The 19,593-nt window shown below is 40.1% G+C and carries 19 protein-coding genes; all 19 read left to right on the top strand.

Features of this window, described 5'->3' with window-relative positions; translation table 11 throughout:
- The first annotated feature begins 2 nt into the window (after window positions 1-2).
- The 19 genes from sucD (at window position 3) to flgD (ending at window position 19,585) form a co-directional block, all read left to right on the top strand.
- Window positions 3-905 carry a succinate--CoA ligase subunit alpha gene (sucD, locus tag BS1321_RS04340; RefSeq protein WP_063231878.1) on the top strand — a complete coding sequence of 301 codons (903 nt, stop codon included), beginning with the start codon at window positions 3-5 and terminating at the stop codon, window positions 903-905.
- A 118-nt stretch (window positions 906-1,023) separates the two neighbouring features.
- Complete coding sequence (gene dprA, locus BS1321_RS04335) at window positions 1,024-1,890, top strand: DNA-processing protein DprA (RefSeq protein ID WP_063231877.1); 867 nt, start codon at window positions 1,024-1,026, stop codon at window positions 1,888-1,890.
- Window positions 1,891-2,153: 263 nt separating this feature from the next.
- Window positions 2,154-4,229, top strand: a complete 2,076-nt coding sequence (gene topA, locus BS1321_RS04330) for a type I DNA topoisomerase (RefSeq protein WP_063231876.1) — start codon at window positions 2,154-2,156, stop codon at window positions 4,227-4,229.
- A gap of 427 nt (window positions 4,230-4,656) precedes the next feature.
- On the top strand, window positions 4,657-5,964 hold the full coding sequence (gene trmFO / locus BS1321_RS04325; protein ID WP_063231875.1) for an FADH(2)-oxidizing methylenetetrahydrofolate--tRNA-(uracil(54)-C(5))-methyltransferase TrmFO: 1,308 nt from the start codon (window positions 4,657-4,659) through the stop codon (window positions 5,962-5,964).
- Between the two features lie 59 nt (window positions 5,965-6,023).
- Entirely contained in the window at window positions 6,024-6,926 is a 903-nt protein-coding gene (gene xerC / locus BS1321_RS04320) for a tyrosine recombinase XerC (RefSeq protein WP_063231874.1), read from the top strand.
- 20 nt (window positions 6,927-6,946) lie between these two features.
- Window positions 6,947-7,474 carry an HslVU peptidase proteolytic subunit gene (gene hslV, locus BS1321_RS04315; protein WP_048684874.1) on the top strand — a complete coding sequence of 176 codons (528 nt, stop codon included), beginning with the start codon at window positions 6,947-6,949 and terminating at the stop codon, window positions 7,472-7,474.
- 12 nt (window positions 7,475-7,486) lie between these two features.
- A complete protein-coding gene (gene hslU / locus BS1321_RS04310; RefSeq protein WP_063231873.1) occupies window positions 7,487-8,896 on the top strand; it encodes an ATP-dependent protease ATPase subunit HslU in 1,410 nt (469 codons plus the stop codon).
- A gap of 108 nt (window positions 8,897-9,004) precedes the next feature.
- Window positions 9,005-9,784: a GTP-sensing pleiotropic transcriptional regulator CodY gene (gene codY / locus BS1321_RS04305; RefSeq protein WP_057278408.1), complete on the top strand. Its 780-nt coding sequence runs from the start codon at window positions 9,005-9,007 to the stop codon at window positions 9,782-9,784.
- A 766-nt stretch (window positions 9,785-10,550) separates the two neighbouring features.
- Window positions 10,551-10,946: a flagellar basal body rod protein FlgB gene (gene flgB / locus BS1321_RS04300; RefSeq protein WP_063231872.1), complete on the top strand. Its 396-nt coding sequence runs from the start codon at window positions 10,551-10,553 to the stop codon at window positions 10,944-10,946.
- Window positions 10,946-11,404 carry a flagellar basal body rod protein FlgC gene (gene flgC / locus BS1321_RS04295; RefSeq protein WP_063231871.1) on the top strand — a complete coding sequence of 153 codons (459 nt, stop codon included), beginning with the start codon at window positions 10,946-10,948 and terminating at the stop codon, window positions 11,402-11,404. The genes flgB and flgC overlap by 1 nt, the downstream gene beginning before the upstream one ends.
- A 23-nt stretch (window positions 11,405-11,427) precedes the next feature.
- Entirely contained in the window at window positions 11,428-11,736 is a 309-nt protein-coding gene (fliE, locus tag BS1321_RS04290; RefSeq protein ID WP_063231870.1) for a flagellar hook-basal body complex protein FliE, read from the top strand.
- 93 nt (window positions 11,737-11,829) lie between these two features.
- Complete coding sequence (gene fliF, locus BS1321_RS04285; RefSeq protein ID WP_063231869.1) at window positions 11,830-13,425, top strand: flagellar basal-body MS-ring/collar protein FliF; 1,596 nt, start codon at window positions 11,830-11,832, stop codon at window positions 13,423-13,425.
- Between the two features lie 13 nt (window positions 13,426-13,438).
- The gene (gene fliG, locus BS1321_RS04280; RefSeq protein WP_063231868.1) at window positions 13,439-14,458 is read left to right on the top strand and encodes a flagellar motor switch protein FliG; all 1,020 of its coding nucleotides are present in this window, start codon (window positions 13,439-13,441) and stop codon (window positions 14,456-14,458) included.
- Window positions 14,451-15,221 (top strand): flagellar assembly protein FliH, encoded by a 771-nt coding sequence (fliH, locus tag BS1321_RS04275; RefSeq protein ID WP_063231867.1) that lies wholly within the window; start codon window positions 14,451-14,453, stop codon window positions 15,219-15,221. Before fliG ends, fliH begins: the two co-directional genes overlap by 8 nt.
- The gene (gene fliI / locus BS1321_RS04270) at window positions 15,218-16,537 is read left to right on the top strand and encodes a flagellar protein export ATPase FliI (protein ID WP_063231866.1); all 1,320 of its coding nucleotides are present in this window, start codon (window positions 15,218-15,220) and stop codon (window positions 16,535-16,537) included. Before fliH ends, fliI begins: the two co-directional genes overlap by 4 nt.
- A 2-nt stretch (window positions 16,538-16,539) precedes the next feature.
- Window positions 16,540-16,986, top strand: a complete 447-nt coding sequence (gene fliJ, locus BS1321_RS04265; protein ID WP_063231865.1) for a flagellar export protein FliJ — start codon at window positions 16,540-16,542, stop codon at window positions 16,984-16,986.
- A gap of 4 nt (window positions 16,987-16,990) precedes the next feature.
- Complete coding sequence (locus BS1321_RS04260; protein ID WP_063231864.1) at window positions 16,991-17,608, top strand: MotE family protein; 618 nt, start codon at window positions 16,991-16,993, stop codon at window positions 17,606-17,608.
- Between the two features lie 25 nt (window positions 17,609-17,633).
- Window positions 17,634-18,941, top strand: a complete 1,308-nt coding sequence (locus BS1321_RS04255; protein WP_063231863.1) for a flagellar hook-length control protein FliK — start codon at window positions 17,634-17,636, stop codon at window positions 18,939-18,941.
- 8 nt (window positions 18,942-18,949) lie between these two features.
- Complete coding sequence (flgD, locus tag BS1321_RS04250; protein ID WP_063231862.1) at window positions 18,950-19,585, top strand: flagellar hook assembly protein FlgD; 636 nt, start codon at window positions 18,950-18,952, stop codon at window positions 19,583-19,585.
- Window positions 19,586-19,593 lie beyond the last annotated feature (8 nt).

Below are 19,593 nucleotides of genomic sequence, written 5' to 3'. Positions count from 1 at the left end.
TAATGAGCGTTTATATTAATAAAGATACGAAAGTGATCGTTCAGGGAATCACTGGTGCAACAGCATTATTTCATACAAAACAAATGTTGGAATACGGCACGAAAATCGTTGGAGGAGTCACTCCGGGTAAAGGTGGAACAGAAGCGGAAGGGGTACCTGTATTCAATACAGTTTCCGAAGCTGTCACTGAAACCGGAGCGACTGCATCTGTTATCTATGTACCGGCTCCATTTGCTGCCGATGCAATTCTAGAAGCGGTTGACGCAGAACTTGATCTTGTCATTTGTATCACGGAACATATTCCTGTCCTGGATATGGTCAAGGTGAAGCGGTACATGGAAGGCAAAAAAACTCGCTTGATCGGACCGAACTGCCCAGGTGTCATTACTCCTGAAGAGTGTAAGATTGGTATCATGCCAGGGTATATCCACAAAAAAGGCCATGTAGGTGTAGTTTCCCGTTCTGGAACTTTAACGTATGAGGCCGTTCACCAATTATCACAAGCTGGAATTGGGCAATCTTCGGCTGTCGGTATCGGTGGGGATCCCGTAAACGGAACGGATTTCATTGATGTTTTGAAAGCGTTCAATGACGATCCGGAAACACATGCGGTGATCATGATCGGGGAAATCGGCGGAACGGCAGAAGAAGAAGCAGCAATCTGGGTGAAGGAAAATATGACTAAGCCAGTTGTTGGTTTCATTGGTGGCCGTACAGCACCTGCCGGTAAACGCATGGGACATGCTGGTGCCATTATCTCAGGAGGAAAAGGGACTGCTGACGAGAAAATCCGCGTTATGAACGAATGTGGAATTAAAGTTGCCGAAACTCCGTCCGTAATGGGTGAAACGTTGATATCCGTCTTGAAAGAAAAAGAAATTTACGAACCTTGTAAAACACATTGATTTAAGCTGGGCCGACCTTTATTTGGGTCGGTCTTTATTTCCCTCCAATTTCCTCGGGAGAGACCAATACATCACTATCAACCTACCTTTAAAAATATCCGATTAGGAGCGTTTCCAATTGAATACAAAAGAAAGATTAATCCATCTCCATCATTGCCGCGGAGCAGGATGGAAAACAATCCAAACAATCATGTCCAAAGACCCGTCATTATCTTCCCTATTCACGACGAATTACGTTGAATGGGCAAAAATACTCCCTATCCCTTCAAATAAGCTTTCCCTCTTTTACAAAGATTTACATTCACTCAATACCATCGATAAACTTAAAAAATACGAAGATACCCAAATCCATTGTTTGACGATATTCGATGATGAATATCCTTTTTTGATGAAGCAAATATTCGATCCTCCGTGGGTTCTTTATTTAAGAGGTGATAAGAAGCTTTTAACAAGGAAGAATACGCTAGGTGTTGTTGGAACACGTAAGCCAACCTCGTATGGTCTGGAGGCTTTAAAAACGATTCTATTACCGCTTGTAAAGAAAAAGTTCGTAATCATAAGCGGAGTGGCGGCTGGAATCGATGCAGAATCACATAAGATCGCATTAAAGGAAGGCGGAGATACGATTGGGGTTTTAGGTGGGGGGCTTCTGCAAATATATCCGAAATCCAATGTTACCCTTGCTGAGGAAATCATCAATAAAGGCCTGCTTATATCTGAGACGCCACCGGAAATGAGGGCGGAACCTTGGATGTTTCCGCTTAGGAATCGAATCATCAGTGGATTATCACAGGGAGTATTCGTGGTCGAGGCAAAAGAAAGAAGCGGTTCCCTTATTACGGCACAAGCTGCTTTGGAACACGGCAGGGAGGTATTTGCGCTTCCTGGTAATGTTACGAGCCCTGAATCACAGGGGACCAATCAATTGATTCAGGATGGTGCCAAACTTGTTTTAAGTTCCAGACAGATCGAAGAAGAGTTTTGAACAATATAATATAGAAGATAGACGGAGAATCAAACGGGAAATTAGAAAAAAAGCGCTTTTTTAGAAGGATGGGTTGAATTATTAGACAAAAGGGTTGAAAATATTGTAAAACTGTTATAAGTTTTGCAAATGGCACCTCTTGTCAAAAACCCATAAATAAATGAATCAGCATGCTTTGAAAAGTAAAGAGGTGTTGACAAATGATTTTTGAATGATTAATAATAGTGAAGATTTATATTACCTCTTTGAGGAGGATTTATTGGATGTCAGAATACTTAGTGATTGTGGAATCGCCCGCAAAGGCGAAAACAATAGAACGTTACTTGGGAAAAAAATATAAAGTAAAGGCTTCCATGGGGCATGTACGCGATTTGCCTAAAAGTCAAATGGGTGTCGATGTTGAACATGAATATGAACCTAAATATATAACTATCCGCGGCAAAGGCCCGGTTTTAAAAGAATTGAAAACCGCTGCAAAAAAAGCGAAAAAAATCTATCTCGCGGCTGACCCCGACAGGGAAGGGGAAGCCATTGCCTGGCATTTGGCTCACAGTCTTGATGTTGACGTTAACTCAGATTGCCGCGTGGTATTCAACGAGATCACGAAAGAGGCCATCAAAGAATCATTTAAATCGCCGAGGCCAATAAATATGAAATTGGTTGATGCCCAGCAGGCAAGAAGGGTCTTGGATCGTTTGGTCGGATACAATATAAGCCCGCTTTTGTGGAAAAAGGTGAAAAAAGGCTTAAGCGCGGGACGGGTCCAATCGGTTGCTGTGCGGATGATCATTGACCGGGAGAAGGAGATCAAAGATTTTATCCCGGAAGAGTATTGGACAATCAAGGCTGATTTTGTAAAAGGAAAAGAACAGTTTGAAGGTTCCTTCTTCAGCCTTGGCGGCGAGAAGAAGGAATTAAATACCGAAGAGGACGTCAAAAAAGTGCTCGCTTCTTTAAATGGCGGCGAATTTACGATAGGAACTGTGGCTAAAAAGGAAAGAAGGCGCAATCCAGCTGCACCTTTTACAACTTCTTCCCTGCAACAAGAAGCGGCACGTAAATTGAATTTCCGTGCAAAGAAAACCATGATGCTTGCTCAGCAGCTTTATGAAGGAATCGAGCTTGGCAAGGAAGGTACAGTCGGGTTAATCACTTATATGAGAACCGATTCGACACGGATTTCCGATGTTGCGAAAGAGGAAGTTCATACCTTCATTCAAAATAATTATGGTAAAGATTATGTTCAGGTTGAACAACGCAAGGAGAAAAAACAAACCAATGCCCAGGATGCCCATGAAGCAGTCAGGCCAACCAGCACATTACGTGAACCGGGTGTAGTCAAGGAGTTCTTATCCAGAGATCAATTCCGTCTTTATAAATTGATTTGGGAACGATTCGTTTCTAGTCAAATGTCTTCGGCGGTCATGGATACGATGAGCATCGACCTGCATAACGAGGATGTCATCTTCAGGGCAAATGGTTCAAAAATTAAGTTTCCAGGTTTCATGAAGGTATATGTTGAAGGGTCCGATGACTCGGTGGAAGAAAAGGAAAATGCACTTCCGGATGTGAAAAAAGGAGATCAATTCTTTTCAAAAGATATCGAGCCGAAGCAGCATTTTACACAGCCTCCGCCCCGATATACTGAAGCCCGTCTTGTCAAAACCCTAGAGGAACTGGGAATAGGCCGTCCTTCTACATATGCTCCTACCTTGGATACGATTCAAAAACGGGGCTATGTTACCTTGGATAATAAACGGTTCATCCCGACAGAGCTTGGTGAAATCGTTCTTGAATTGATACGCGAATTCTTCCCGGATATTCTTGATGCAGAGTTCACTGCCAAGATGGAACAGGAATTCGACAGCGTCGAGGAAGGCAGTATCGAATGGATAAAGGTCATAGATGAATTTTATAAAGAATTTGCAGTTCATTTGGCTAAAGCCGAAGTCGAGATGGAGAAAATTGAAATCAAAGATGAACCTGCAGGTGAAGATTGCGTGGAATGCGGACATGGGATGGTCTTTAAGATGGGACGTTATGGAAAGTTCATGGCATGCAGTAATTTCCCGGATTGCCGTAACACAAAACCAATTGTTAAAGAAATCGGTGTCAAATGTCCAAAATGTAAAGAAGGAAACATCATTGAAAGGAAAAGTAAAAAACGCCGCATATTTTACGGGTGTGATACCTACCCTGGATGTGACTTCATATCTTGGGATAAACCGCTGCCGCGTAGTTGTCCAAAATGTGAAGGTACACTTGTTGAGAAAAAACTCAAAAAAGGCGTCCAGGTCCAGTGCATGGATTGTGATTTCAAAGAAATGCCCCAAGCATAGAAAAGAACGTGAAATCGTTTGCTTTCCCTGTGAACAATCGAAAAACCCAACATATAAATTGACTCGGCATCTGCCGAGTTTCTTTATGTTCAGGAAAGTATGATATCATGATACTATATGGATTTACTTCCAAGAAGAAAATGGATAAAGCTTGAAACTTTTTTATTTAGGCCATGTGATGTAAAATTCAGTGGACAAGTACATTCTTTTAAAGATATAATTCCTAATTGCGTCCTTTACCCTTTTTAGAAAAGATGGAATGCAGGAAGAATGCCGGCTTTGTGGCATATGCTTTAAAATTATCGTTAGCAGGAATGAGTATTTCGGTTATAAATACATAGATATCGTTAAAAATGAAACTTTTATGAAAGCAGTTTTAATGATAAATGATCCTGTCTTATCATATCTATACATGGAGGTTCGAAAAATGAAAGAAACAAAAGTAAGTGTAATCGGTGCTGGGCTTGCTGGAAGTGAAGCGGCGTGGCAGTTAGCTAAAAGAGGAATTAAAGTCGATCTATATGAAATGCGTCCTGTAAAACAAACGCCAGCCCATCATACCGATAAATTCGCTGAACTTGTTTGTTCCAATTCACTTCGGGCAAATACTTTAACAAATGCAGTTGGTGTATTAAAAGAAGAAATGCGTATACTGGATTCGGTCATCATGTCCGCAGCAGATGCTTGTGCTGTACCGGCTGGGGGTGCTTTAGCTGTTGATCGTCATGAATTTGCCGGTCTTGTTACGGAAAGGGTCAAAAATCATCCAAATGTGACGGTCATTAATGAAGAAGTGACGGAAATTCCGGAAGGTCCTACCGTCATTGCAACCGGTCCGCTTACAAGTCAGTCACTATCTGACAGCTTAAAGCAAATCATGGATGAAGAATACTTGTACTTCTATGATGCTGCCGCACCAATTCTTGAAAAAGACAGCATCAACATGGATAAAGTATATTTGAAATCCCGTTATGATAAAGGGGAAGCAGCTTATTTGAACTGTCCGATGACGGAAGAAGAGTTTGACCGCTTTTATGAAGCTTTGATTGCTGCTGAGACAGTCCCACTTAAAGAATTCGAAAAAGAAATCTTTTTTGAAGGCTGCATGCCGATTGAAGTGATGGCATCACGTGGGAAGAAAACGATGTTATTTGGTCCATTGAAGCCTGTTGGCTTAGAAGATCCAAAAACGGGAAAACGTCCTTTTGCTGTAGTTCAATTGCGACAAGATGATGCGGCAGGAACACTCTACAATATTGTTGGTTTTCAGACACATTTGAAATGGGGGCCGCAAAAAGAAGTATTGCAGCTCATACCTGGTTTGGAAAATGCCGAAATTGTCCGTTATGGAGTTATGCATCGAAACACGTTCATAAACTCACCTAATGTTTTGAAGCCTACGTACCAATTCAAGAATCGGGATGATTTATTCTTTGCCGGTCAGATGACTGGAGTCGAAGGGTATGTAGAATCGGCTGCATCAGGACTGGTTGCAGGTATCAATGCTGCAAGAATCGTCCAAGGATTGGAGCCTATCATTTTCCCTGCGGAGACGACGATGGGCAGCATGGCAAGGTACATAACGTCGACGAATGGAAAGAGCTTCCAGCCGATGAATGCCAACTTTGGGTTGCTTCCAGACCTTGAAGTGAGAATCAAATCCAAAAAAGAGCGGAACGAAACGCATGCTAAACGCGCTTTGGACACAATTCAGAACTTTGTGAAAAATTTGTAAAATATTTGCCTGCTGTTTTAAAGTATGATACTATTTATTAGCCTTTGCGAGGTGTTTCCATGATTAATCAAAAAAAGGCATTATCATCCTTCATTGAATATTTACAAATTGAAAAAAATAGTTCACATTACACCATTGAAAATTATAAACGTGATATTCACGAATTTTTTCTGTTCCTTAATGAACAGGGCATTGAGAATATCACGTCCGTTGAATATTTTGATGTCCGGTTGTATTTAACGAATTTATATGAGAAAAAACTTTCTAAGCGCACTGTAGCAAGAAAAACTTCTTGCTTGCGGAGCCTTTATAAATTTTTACTACGTGAAGGTGATGTGAAGGATAATCCTTTTTCTCTTGCTTCTTTACCTAAAAAGGATCAAAGACTGCCACGTTTTCTTTATGAGAAGGAAATGAATCAGTTGTTTTCTTCTTTAAAGAAAGATTCACCGATAGGAATAAGAAACAGTGCCTTACTGGAATTATTGTATGCTACAGGCATTCGCGTAAGTGAATGTTGTGAGATTAAATTGCAGGATATCGATCTTTCCTTAGGTACGGTACTGGTCCATGGAAAAGGAAAAAAAGATCGCTACGTTCCGGTTGGTAGATATGCACAGGAAGCGATAGATTTATACATACGTACAGCCAGGATGGAATTGACTTCGTCTGACGCCAAGGCGCATGTTTATTTATTTGTTAATTTTCGTGGAGACCCTCTGACACCTAGGGGAGTTCGCTATATATTGAATGAATTGATTAAAAAGTCAGCCGCAGATGGAAGTCTTCATCCCCATATGTTAAGGCATTCGTTTGCTACACACCTATTGAATAATGGGGCGGACATTCGCACGGTTCAGGAATTGCTTGGTCATTCTAAAATTTCATCAACGCAAGTGTATACGCATGTTACAAAAGACCAATTAAAAAAAGTCTACAATGCATCACATCCGCGGCCTTAAATGTTGAAAGGGGACACTTTATGACAACGATATTTGCAGTGCATCATAAAGGTGAATGTGCCATGTCCGGTGATGGGCAGGTTACTTTAGGAAATTCAGTAGTGATGAAGCATACAGCGAGGAAAGTAAGAAAAATCTTTAATGGTAATGTCCTTGCAGGTTTTGCAGGTTCCGTTGCAGATGCATTCACTTTATTTGAGATGTTCGAAGCTAAACTTGAAGAGTACAATGGCAATCTTCAGCGTGCTGCCGTCGAAATGGCAAAGCAATGGAGAAGTGACAATGTATTGAGAAAGCTGGAAGCCATGCTAGTCGTAATGGATAAGAACCATTTACTGCTCGTTTCTGGTACCGGGGAAGTAATTGAACCGGATGATGGTATTCTCGCCATAGGGTCGGGAGGGAATTATGCACTGGCTGCCGGCAGGGCATTAATGCGATTTTCCAGTGACCATTTATCGGCAAAGGAAATCGCCCAATCATCTTTACAAATTGCAGCGGAAATTTGTGTATTTACGAATACGAATATAATCGTGGAAGAGTTGTAAGGAGGAGCGCATATGTCAAAAAAAGCTAATTTAACACCGAGGCAAATCGTAGAAAAACTGGATCAGTATATCGTAGGGCAGCGTGAGGCAAAACGGGCAGTGGCAGTGGCTCTTCGGAATCGCTACCGACGTTCCCTTCTCTCGGATCAACTTCGTGATGAAGTCGTTCCGAAGAATATATTAATGATTGGACCGACAGGCGTTGGGAAAACAGAAATTGCTCGGAGAATGGCTAAATTGGTAGGTGCTCCTTTTGTAAAAGTTGAAGCAACGAAATTTACGGAAGTCGGGTATGTCGGCCGGGATGTAGAGTCCATGGTTCGTGATTTGGTTGAGACTTCCGTCCGCCTCGTGAAGGAAGAAAAGATGGTCAGCGTAAAGGAACGGGCAGAAGAAAATGCAAATCGCCGTTTAATAGAGCTATTAGTGCCATCAACTAAAAAACAGAGTAATTTCAAGAATCCACTTGAAGTCTTTTTTGGTGGCAATAACAATCAAGACGAACAGGATTCGGAAGAAAATTCCGAAGATTTAAGTTTGCAGGAAAAAAGAAAAATCGTCGCTGAAAAGCTGGCTAATGGTGAGTTAGAAAGTGAAATGATAACGGTCGAAGTGGAAGAACAGGCTGCTTCGATGTTTGATATGCTCCAAGGTTCGGGAATGGAACAAATGGGGATGAACATGCAGGATGCTTTAGGAAGCTTGATGCCGAAAAAAAGCAAGAAGCGCAAATTGAAAGTAAGTGAAGCGAGAATCGTTTTAACAAATGAAGAAGCGGCAAAATTGATTGATATGGATGAAGTCACTTCCGATGCAGTATACGGGGCTGAGCAAAATGGGATTATCTTCATAGATGAAATCGACAAAATTGCCAGTAAGCAATCTGGAAGTTCATCAGCGGATGTATCAAGAGAGGGTGTCCAAAGGGATATCCTGCCAATTGTTGAAGGTTCGACAGTAGTGACTAAATATGGTTCAGTTAAAACGGATCATGTCCTATTCATTGCTGCAGGGGCCTTTCATATGGCTAAGCCATCCGACCTTATCCCTGAATTACAAGGTAGATTCCCAATTCGTGTAGAATTGAACAAACTGACTGTAGACGACTTTGTACGGATTCTTCATGAACCGGATAATGCCTTGTTAAAACAATATGTTGCTTTATTAGAAACTGAAGGTATAGAAATTGAATTTTCTGACGATGCTGTTCGTAAGATAGCTGAAGTGGCCTTCGAAGTAAATCAAAACACAGACAATATTGGTGCAAGAAGACTTCATACCATTTTGGAACGGTTGCTTGAAGACTTATCTTTTGAAGCTCCGGAAATAACGATGGAGAAGATTACAATTACGCCCCAATATGTCGAAGGTAAGCTTGGTTCTATCGCCCGGAATAAAGATTTAAGCCAGTTTATCCTTTAATTAAGAAACAATTTTGGCAATGATTTGCCTATGCAATGAACATAAAATTACGGAAATACAACTTCATAGTTATTGTGAACCATGGTATTTTTAGGAGGAACAAATCAAATGAACTTATTAGCAAAAACAAGAAAAATCAATGCAATGCTCCAAAAAGCAGCAGGTAAAGCAGTTAACTTCAAGGAAATGGCTGAAAGTTTAAGTGAAGTTATCGAAGCGAATGTATTCGTCGTGAGCCGCCGCGGGAAATTACTTGGCATAGCGGTAAGTCAGCAAATTGAAAACGAACGTATGTACAAAATGTTGGAAGATAAACAATTCCCTGAAGAGTACACAAAAAACCTTTTCAATATTCCTGAAACCTCTTCGAATCTTGATATCGAAAGCGAATATACTGCTTTCCCGGTCGAAAACAAAGAGCTTTTCGCAACTGGATTAACAACGATCGTACCAATTATGGGTGGGGGAGAACGTTTAGGAACATTGGTTCTTGCCCGATTACAAGAAAAATTTCACGATGATGATTTAATTTTGGCTGAATATGGTGCGACTGTAGTCGGTATGGAAATCCTACGTGAAAAATCAGAAGAGATAGAAGAAGAAGCTCGTAGTAAAGCTGTCGTTCAAATGGCAATTTCCTCGTTATCTTACAGCGAATTGGAAGCAATTGAGCACATCTTTGAGGAGCTTAAAGGTAATGAAGGTCTGCTTGTAGCTTCCAAAATTGCAGACCGTGTTGGTATTACCCGTTCCGTTATCGTAAATGCACTAAGGAAACTGGAAAGTGCAGGAGTCATTGAATCACGCTCTCTTGGAATGAAAGGTACTTATATCAAAGTATTGAACGATAAATTCCTTCTTGAATTAGAGAAGCTTAAAAATAATTAACTTATAGAAAGGCAGTCCTTGAAAAAGGGCTGCCTTTTTTTTGTGATATTTAGATGTGTTGCTGTCTGGGACTAACAGGTAAATGCGGGTAAATGACAGGGGGAGAAAGGAAAAAGAGGTAATTAGTATAGATAATCTTATATCTGAAATGTGAATATAGGCGTGTTTTCTATAAGAAGTAATAATAATAGTTAAATTTTTCTTTAAAAGGGTAATTATATTGTTATAACTGTTGAAATGATGAAAATGATTGTTGTTGTAATTTTGATTTTAGAAAGTCTATGGATAACGGATTTCAGTCATTAGAGAATTTTGTCGAATGGATCAGAACTTTGAAAAAAACGTTTTTTTTCAAAAAAATAAAAAATGCATAAATTCTTTTTTTTCTTATAAACCCTTTATTTTAAAAGGGTGAAATCAACTAAAATTAAATGATTACTTGAAAGTAAATGTGGGAATTAGTTCTAAAGTATCAGGTATATAGATTTGTTTTTCGATATGATATATAAGAAAATAGAAGTGAAATTTGGTTAATATGTAGAAAATCATATTAAAATGTCATATAACGTAATGTTAATCCTGTAATCATACTAAGAAAAACGACAAAAATGAGCAGTTTGTGACAATTTTCGACGATAATAGGTCTAAAGTCTATGTATTGTTTATAGACATTGTTATAATGTTTCTTTAAAATTAAAGCGTAAATGCACTGGGTTATTTTATTGATAAAGTCATTATCTGTTAATTATAGAAAGAGGTGATCGATGTGGAATTATTTTCAAATACTTTTCAATCATTAGAAAATGCCCTTAATTATTCTAATGCAAAACAAAAAGTCATTTCACAGAACATAGCCAATTCGGAAACGCCTAATTATAAAGCTAAAGACGTCGACAAAACACAATCCTTTAAGGCAGAGCTTAAATCTTCTCTGGAGTCATATCGTACCGATGAACGACATTTTACCTTCAAATCAGAGGGGAGTCATGCTTCTCACATCCTGACACAGAAAAATGTCCGATATAACAATAATGGAAATAGCGTGGATGTTGATAAGGAAATGACGGATCTAGCTGCCAATCAGATTTATTATAATGCAGTAACCGACAGGCTTTCAGGAAAGTTTCAATCATTGCAGAATGTAATTAGGGGAGGTAAGTGATGGGAATCTTCCAAAGTATAAACATGACCGGATCTAGCCTGACAAGTCAAAGGGTAAGGATGGATGTTATCTCTGCCAATATGGCTAATGCCGATACGACCAGGGCGGAATATGACGCCGAATCGAAAACATGGAAGCCATACACAAGAAAATCGGTTGTGTTGCAAAGTAAGGAAAACGGTTTTTCGAGTTTCTTAAACGCAGCATCCGGAAAAACGAGCGAGGTAGGGAATGGAGTGAAGGTTACTGGAATAGTAAAAGATAAAACGCCTTTTGAACTGGACTATAATCCCGAACATCCTGATGCCAATGAAGAAGGTTATGTTGAAATGCCAAATGTCGACCCGCTTCGGGAAATGGTTGATTTAATGAGTGTCACACGTTCATACGAAGCAAATGTGACAGTTTTAAATGCATCAAAGGGAATGATGATGAAAGCTTTGGAAATCGGAAAATAAAAGTTTGAAAGGAGATAGTTGATATGGAGGGGATTTCTCTTTCAGCAGTTAACAATGCAAGTAATGTACTGAAAAAAGATCAAAACCATACTAATACATCATACGAAGCACAGCAGAATTTTGCGTCGGTATTAAAAGAATCAATGAATAAAGTTAACGAAACACAAGTGGCATCTGACGATCTTACAACTAGATTGGTTAATGGAGAGGATGTTGAGCTTCATTCGGTGATGATAGCTTCACAAAAAGCCAGCGTTACCATGCAGGCCACATTAGAGGTTCGGAATAAGGTTGTGGAAGCCTACCAGGAAATGATGAGAATGAGTATATAGCATTCATTTTTTAACCTCATTATATAGAGAAAAATGACCAGGGGGAAAAGAAATCCCCCAATCATAAATTCATAGACTGACCGGGGGATTTAAATGAATGAAGTACTAGTGAATTTTAAAAACAAAATAACTGGTTATTGGACGAGCCGCAGTAAAAAACAAAAATTCATGATGTTTGGTTCAGCAGCATTAATTATCATCATCATTACGGCAGTTTCAATTTTAACCACGCGTACGACGCTGGTGCCCTTATATTCCAACTTAACTCCATCGGAAACGGGAAGCATTAAAGAAAATTTAGACAGTCAAGGGATTATGAATGAAGTTTCTGAAAATGGAACGACCATAAAAGTTCCTGAAGAAAGACTGGATTCACTAAAAGTGGAACTGGCAGCTGAAGGAATTCCGGAATCAGGCAGTATCGACTATTCCTTTTTTAGTCAAAGTGCTGGTATCGGAATGACTGAAAATGAATTCAATGTCATTAAACTGGACTCGATGCAAACGGAATTGGCCAGTTTAATAAAAAAGATTGATGGTGTAGAAGATGCTAGTGTAATGATCACTCTTCCTGATAAAGGAGTTTTTGTCAGTGATTCAGCTGGGGAAGCGTCCGCGTCCATTGTATTGAATACGAAACCCGGTTATAAATTTGAAGAAAGTCAAATCAATTCCCTTTATCATCTGGTCTCAAAAAGTGTTCCGAATCTCCCTACAGATAATATCGTCATCATGAACCAAGAGTTTGAGTACTTCGATCTTGAAAATGAAAATTCCTCTTTCGCGTCCGCATTTGCTTCCCAAAACGAAATTAAAAAAGAAATAGAACGCGATATTCAAAGACAGGTACAAAATATGCTTGGAACGATAATGGGGAGAGACAAAGTGGTTGTTTCTGTCACGACAGACATTGATTTCACTCAAGAACACCGGGAAGAGAATTTAGTTGAACCGGTCGATGAAGAAAATATGGCTGGAATTGAGATTTCTGCGCAAAGAATCAATGAATCGTATAGTGGGGACGCAGCAGGTCCAGGAGGCGTTCCGCAAAGTGAGGATTCCTCAGATTCATTGGGATCCAGTTACGTTGAAGGCACAAACGGCTCCGGTGATTATGAAAAAGTCGATGAAACGATAAATAGTGAAGTGAACCGAATCAAGAAAGAAATAGTCGGAAGCCCATATAAAGTTAAAGATTTAGGTATTCAGCTCATGGTCGAACCGCCCACTGCAAACGATCCGAATTCTTTATCTCAGCAGAGTGTGGATGATATTACACAAATCCTTGGTACGATAATACGCACGACAATCGAGAAAAAAGCTGAAGGGGAAGAACTGACGGACGAGGAGCTTAATAATAAAATTGCGATTTCCGTTCAGCCGTTCAACGGAAAAATGACGTTGCAAAAAGATGAAACGAATCCTTCGTTACCAATATGGGCATACATCGTCGGTGGAGTGCTTTTACTAGTCATTATCATTCTCTTAATCTTATTCCTCCGATCCCGAAAGCAAGCTGATATGGAAGAGGAGTACGTGGTTGAAGAGGAAGAAGTCGTATTCGATGTTCCGGATTTGAAAGAAAAGGAAACGGAAGCATCTTTAAAAAGAAAACAACTGGAGAAACTTGCAAAAGAAAAGCCGGATGAATTTGCAAAATTATTAAGAAGCTGGATAGCAGAAGACTAGGAGGCTTTAGAAAGTGACAGAAAGAAAAAAAAAGGCCGGATTGACTGGCAAACAGAAAGCTGCCATCCTCCTTATTTCCTTAGGCCCGGATGTTTCTGCATCCGTATATAAGCATCTTTCTGAAGAGGAAATTGAGAGATTGACCCTTGAAATTTCGGGAGTGAGGAAAGTGGACTCCCATGATAAAGCAGAAATTCTGGAAGAATTCCATAATATTGCTTTAGCACAGGATTACATCTCGCAGGGCGGGATAGGATATGCGAAGCAAGTACTTGAAAAGGCATTAGGTACTGATCAGGCAACCGCCATCATTAACCGTTTAACATCATCCTTACAGGTTCGTCCATTCGACTTTGCACGAAAGGCAGATCCTGGACAGATCTTGAATTTCATCCAGAACGAGCATCCGCAGACCATTGCATTAATCTTGTCATATCTTGATCCCGCGCAGGCCGGACAAATATTATCTGAACTTCCGCAAGAGGTGCAGGCCGATATTGCAAGAAGGATTGCTTTAATGGATAGCACTTCTCCGGAAATCATCAATGAAGTGGAGCAAATACTCGAAAGGAAACTTTCTGCGACAGTAACCCAAGATTATACACAGACCGGTGGAGTGGAAGCCGTTGTAGATGTGTTGAATGGTGTTGACCGCTCAACGGAAAGAACGATCTTGGATGCACTTGAAATCCAAGATCCGGAGCTTGCTGAGGAAATCAAGAAACGAATGTTTGTTTTTGAAGATATCGTGACCCTTGATAGCAGAGCGATTCAGCGCGTAGTCAGGGAATCTGATAACGAAGACCTTAAACTTTCTCTTAAAGTGGCTAGTGATGAAGTGAAGGAAATCGTTTTCCGAAACATGTCAAAACGTATGGTTGAAACGTTCCAAGAAGAAATGGAATATATGGGGCCTGTACGTTTGCGTGATGTAGAAGAAGCACAATCAAGAATTGTTGCCGTCATTCGACATCTGGAAGAAACTGGAGATATCGTTATTGCCCGCGGCGGAGGGGATGATATCATTGTCTAGGATTATCAAATCCCAGCAGGCTCACCAGGAGAAAAGCAAAAAGATTGCGATAAAAGTTCGCCCTTTTGACTTACTTCAAAATGATGATGCAGATGAACGGAAAAACCATCATTATTTTCAATCTGATGAATTTCTCAATGATGCAAAACAAGAAGTGGAAACGTTATTGCTCGATGCTAAACAAAAAGCCCAAGCGATTGCTGCGGAAATCCAGCAAGACCGAGAACAATGGGAGAATCAAGAAAAAGCAATGTTTATCGAACAAGCTCAAAAAGAAGGGTATCAGCAGGGAGTCGAAGATGGTATCCAAAAGGGTTATAACGAGATTGCAGCGGAAATAGCTTTCGCAAAAGAAGTGGTAGAGTCCTCTAAAAAAGATTATCGGCACCATATCGAATCATCTGAAACCGTTATTTTGAATCTTGCCCTGAAGGTGGCAGAGAAAATTATCGGGCAACAGCTTGAAAAAGATGAAGAATCTTTTTTATCCATAGTCAAAAGAGCCATCAAAGAAGTGAGGGATTACCGTGAAGTGCAATTGCATATCCATCCAATCCAATATCAAAGGATTCTTTCTCATAAAGATGAGTTGATGCTCCTCTTTCCGAAAGATACTAAGTTGTATATCTTTCCGGATGATGAGCTTGAAGAAAGCAACTGTATCATCGAATCCGAAAACGGAAGGATGGATGCCAGTGTCGACAGTCAGCTGCAGGAAATAAAAGTGAAACTAACTGAATTGCTGGAAGGGGAGCAAAGATGAACACTAGAGACCTATTGCCCTTAGTTGATGAAGTTCATCCATTCAAACATTATGGACGGGTCAAACGTGTAGTGGGGTTAATGATAGAATCTCAAGGCCCTGAAAGCTCTGTAGGTGATGTTTGTTATATCTATACAGGTATACAAAAAAAGAAAAATCGAATCTTAGCTGAAGTTGTTGGTTTCCGAGATGAAATGGTTATTTTAATGCCATTTACAGCAGTTAGTGATATTGCACCGGGTTGTATCGTGGAAGGAAGCGGACGGAGCCTTGAGATAAAGGTGGGAAGTGGGCTTATTGGCAAAGTAGTCAATCCATTGGGACATCCCATTGATGACTCACTGCTTCCAAAAGGGCTCGCGACAATTTCTGTGGATCAAGATCCTCCAAATCCGATGAAACGACCTCCCATTAATGAACCGATAGATGTAGGAGTGCGGGTGATTGATAGTTTATTAACAGTTGGAAAAGGACAACGTGTTGGTATCTTTGCAGGGAGCGGTGTCGGTAAAAGCACGTTGCTTGGGATGGTAGCGAGGAATACGAAGGCTGACTTAAACGTAATAGGTCTTATTGGAGAACGTGGCCGTGAAGTTCGTGAAATCATTGAGAAAGATCTTGGACCAGAAGGGCTGGCACGATCAATCGTTGTAGTGGCGACATCTGATCAGCCAGCGTTGATGAGGATAAAGGGTGCTTTGACGGCAACCGCCATCGCAGAATATTTTCGTGATAAGGGATTGAATGTGATGCTGATGATGGATTCGGTCACGAGGGTTGCGATGGCCCAGAGGGAAATTGGGCTTGCTATAGGGGAACCGCCGACAACCAAAGGGTATACACCATCCGTTTTTGCCATCCTGCCAAGGTTACTCGAAAGAACGGGAACAAATCAGCGGGGTACCATTACAGCGTTTTATACCGTTCTTGTCGACGGTGATGATATGAATGAACCGATTGCTGATGCTGTCAGGGGAATTTTGGATGGTCACTTCATACTAGACCGTAACTTGGCCAATAAAGGACAGTTTCCAGCGCTCAATGTATTAAAGAGCATTAGTCGTGTCATGAATAATATTGTTGGTGACAAGCATAAAAACGCCGCAGAAAAATTGCGGGCAAGTTTATCAACCTATATGGAGTCGGAAGATTTGATTAATATAGGAGCTTATAAGAAGGGTTCTTCCGAACAAATTGATAACTCGATTACACGCTATCCTGAAATCATTTCATTTTTGAAGCAAGGAACCCATGAAAAAGCTTCCAAAGATAATAGTATCAACGCCCTTGTCGAATTGATGGAGAAAGGTGATTAATAATGATTTATCAATATAAATTCGAGAAGATCCTGACCATCAAAGAAAAAGAAAAAACCGATGCACTAGCTAAACATAATTCTGCTTTAAAAAAATTTGAAGAAGTGGCAGAAAAGTTATATAAGCTTTTAAAGAAAAAAGAAGAGTTGCTTGAGTTTCAACAGGAAAAGCTGCGAAATGGATTATCCGTTCAGGAAATTCGTCATCATCAGTTATTTATGGACAACTTGGAAAAACTCTTAAGCCACTGTCAACAGGAAGTCATTGAAGCGCGATACAAGATGAATATTCAACGGGATATATTAATGGAAAGAAATATTGAGGTTAAAAAGTACGAAAAAATGAAAGAAAATGATTTTCTTAAATTCCTCGATGTCATTAAGGAAGCTGAGAACAAACAAATGGATGAAATATCTATCCGGCAATTCTTAAGCAAAGGCGTAAGGTGATGGAATGCGAAAAAAAAGTGAATCTAATGGATTGGAAGAATTGGTAGAAAGCAAGATAAGTAAGTTTCAATGGTTTCTTGTCATCTTCATTCCATTAATCTTTGCGGTAACTGTAGCGTTGATCGTTTTTACAGTTGCAGGGGTAAATGTAGTGGAAAAGGCAAAGGAAATGTCTGCGAAAATACCCTTCATTGAATCGGATCAAAAGGATGAAGAGAAAGGTAAACCAGCCAAGAATGATGAGAAAGTTTCCATGAAGCTCGAAAAATTGGAAACCGAGATTGAAAACAAGGAAAAAGAGATAGACAAGCTTGAGAGCATCATTGATACACGTGACAAGGCCATTGAAAAGGCAGAAGCGGAAAAACAGCAGCTTCAAACAGAAATGAACCAACTTAAGGATAGTCAGAATAATAGTAAACAAGCGTTCAAAGATATAATCCGTACTTACGAAACCATGGCTCCCAAGAAGGCTGCACCTATAATTACAGAAATGAATGATGAAGATGCAGTGGAGATTCTCTCGAGTATGAAAGCAGCCACTTTAGCTAAGGTTTTGGAGCAAATGACAACGGCTGATGCTGCAAGGTTAACGAAGAAACTAACGGAACAAAGTTCTTAAGTGGAAAGAGTGAGGAGGTGAATAAATGAATTCAGCCATTAATTGTTTACTTCCTTTGGCATCATTAAGTCTAAACGTACCAATTAAGCCAAATCAGCAAACTAATTCAGGGTTTGGTTCAGTCCTTCAATCCGCCATAGGGGCAGAACCACACATTCCATCGAATATAGCTGGCATCACTGAAGGAAGAATGTCTGTAATAGAGGATTTGCTTGGTTTTTTGAAACTTGAAAGATTAAGTGATACTGGGGAACAGAGTGTTTCCGAAGCCCCTTCAGTAAACCAACAAGACAACAACCTTATTTTACAGGTCCTAAAAAATGTAGCCGGAAATGCTGAGGGTGCCCTTGCTGATTTTTTTGCGAGCATCGAGGAACTGGATTTAGAACAAGATGTGGATGACCTCAGCCTGAATCTACAGAGTTTGTTATCAGCCAATGTCATGGAACTGTATACCATCCTGAAAAAAGTTACTGTATTGAGCGAAGAAGAATGGCATGAGCTCCCATTAACTAGTGTTGTTAATCTTTTGAAATTTGCGAAAATTCAAGATCTTCTATCGGAGAATAAGGATATGTCACAAGATGAAGCGGCCATCCAGAAACAAATGAAACAACTGCTTGAAGGGTTAACGGGGAAACTGGAGAAATGGCTGTCCAATCAGTCAAAATCAAAATCAGAACCTGATCAATCCAACACTTTGGAGAAAGGGCAAACTAAAACAATAGAAATATTGAAAAGCACATTCTCACAATTATCTGGGAGTGACAAGGTAAATAAAGACGGGACATTCAGCAGCGGAGTGACTTTGCAAAGCCCGGATAGCAGTAAACATCAAGGGTCTGGTATGCCTTTTCTCATGACAAAGCTGGAGCAATTCGTTTTGGCAGCTCCCAAAGGTGAGCAAACTGTCAGTCAAGAAGAGTTTGTTAAACAATTTGAAAATATTTTGAGTAAGGCGAATTTTAGCGGAACTAACGGTGTAAATAAACTGTTGATCAGATTGAATCCTGAACATTTAGGGTCTCTTAGAATCGAGTTGATTCAAAAGGATGGTATGCTGTCAGCCAAGATTATGGCTACTACTGCTCAGGCCAAAGATATGCTGGAGAATCAGGTTCATGGCTTAAAACAAGCCTTTAGCGGTCAAAACATTCAAATTGAAAGAATTGAAATTTCACAGGCCTTCAATGCTTTTAACTCCGAGAAATTCAGCCATAAAGATGCGGATGAACATAATGAACAACAGGAGAGTAAGGAAGAAAGCAATGATGAGACGGAAAGCGAGTTTACGGGATCCCTTGCTGATGCTCTGTTAAATCTGGAAGTGTAGGTGAAAAAATGACGACCATCGATACGTCACTATTATTATCAAAATCTCAAACTGAAAACAGAAAAACCGGGGATGCATTGGGAAAAGATGATTTCTTGAAATTGTTGCTTACCCAGCTTCAAAACCAAGATCCGTCAAGTCCGATGGACAATACGGAAATCATCGCCCAAATGGCCACTTTTTCTTCTCTGGAACAGATGATGAATATGGGAGCCCAAATGGAAGAAATAATCGGGATCAATCAACAAAATAGTTTAATGAACTATAACTCTTTTGTCGGAAAGGAAGTCACTTGGCACAAACTGGATGAAGATGATGATGACCTTGAGATAGAAGAAGGGACAGGCATCGTTAAGTCGATCCAATATAAGGGTGATGGTGTTTATTTTCTTTTAGAAGATGGCACGAAGCTTGAACCAGCAAATATTTCAGCAATGAAACAAACAAGTTCCACGTCGAACAGCTTGACGGCGGCAAGTGAATTAATAGGCAAGCGCGTTTCCTGGATGGACGAAAAAAATGGAGAGTCGTCCGCTGTCGTAATCTCGGTATCCATGAGTATTGGCAAGCTGCAAATTGAAGTGGATGATGAAAACAACACCAAGCTATCATCAGAGCAATTGATAAAAATCGCTGAAGCTTAAGGGGCGGG

Origin of the sequence: Peribacillus simplex NBRC 15720 = DSM 1321 (assembly GCF_002243645.1) — a bacterium.
Taxonomy (GTDB): Bacteria; Bacillota; Bacilli; order Bacillales; family DSM-1321; genus Peribacillus; species Peribacillus simplex.
Note: the sequence above shows the minus strand (reverse complement) of the source record. Positions and strands in the feature narration are given on the sequence as shown.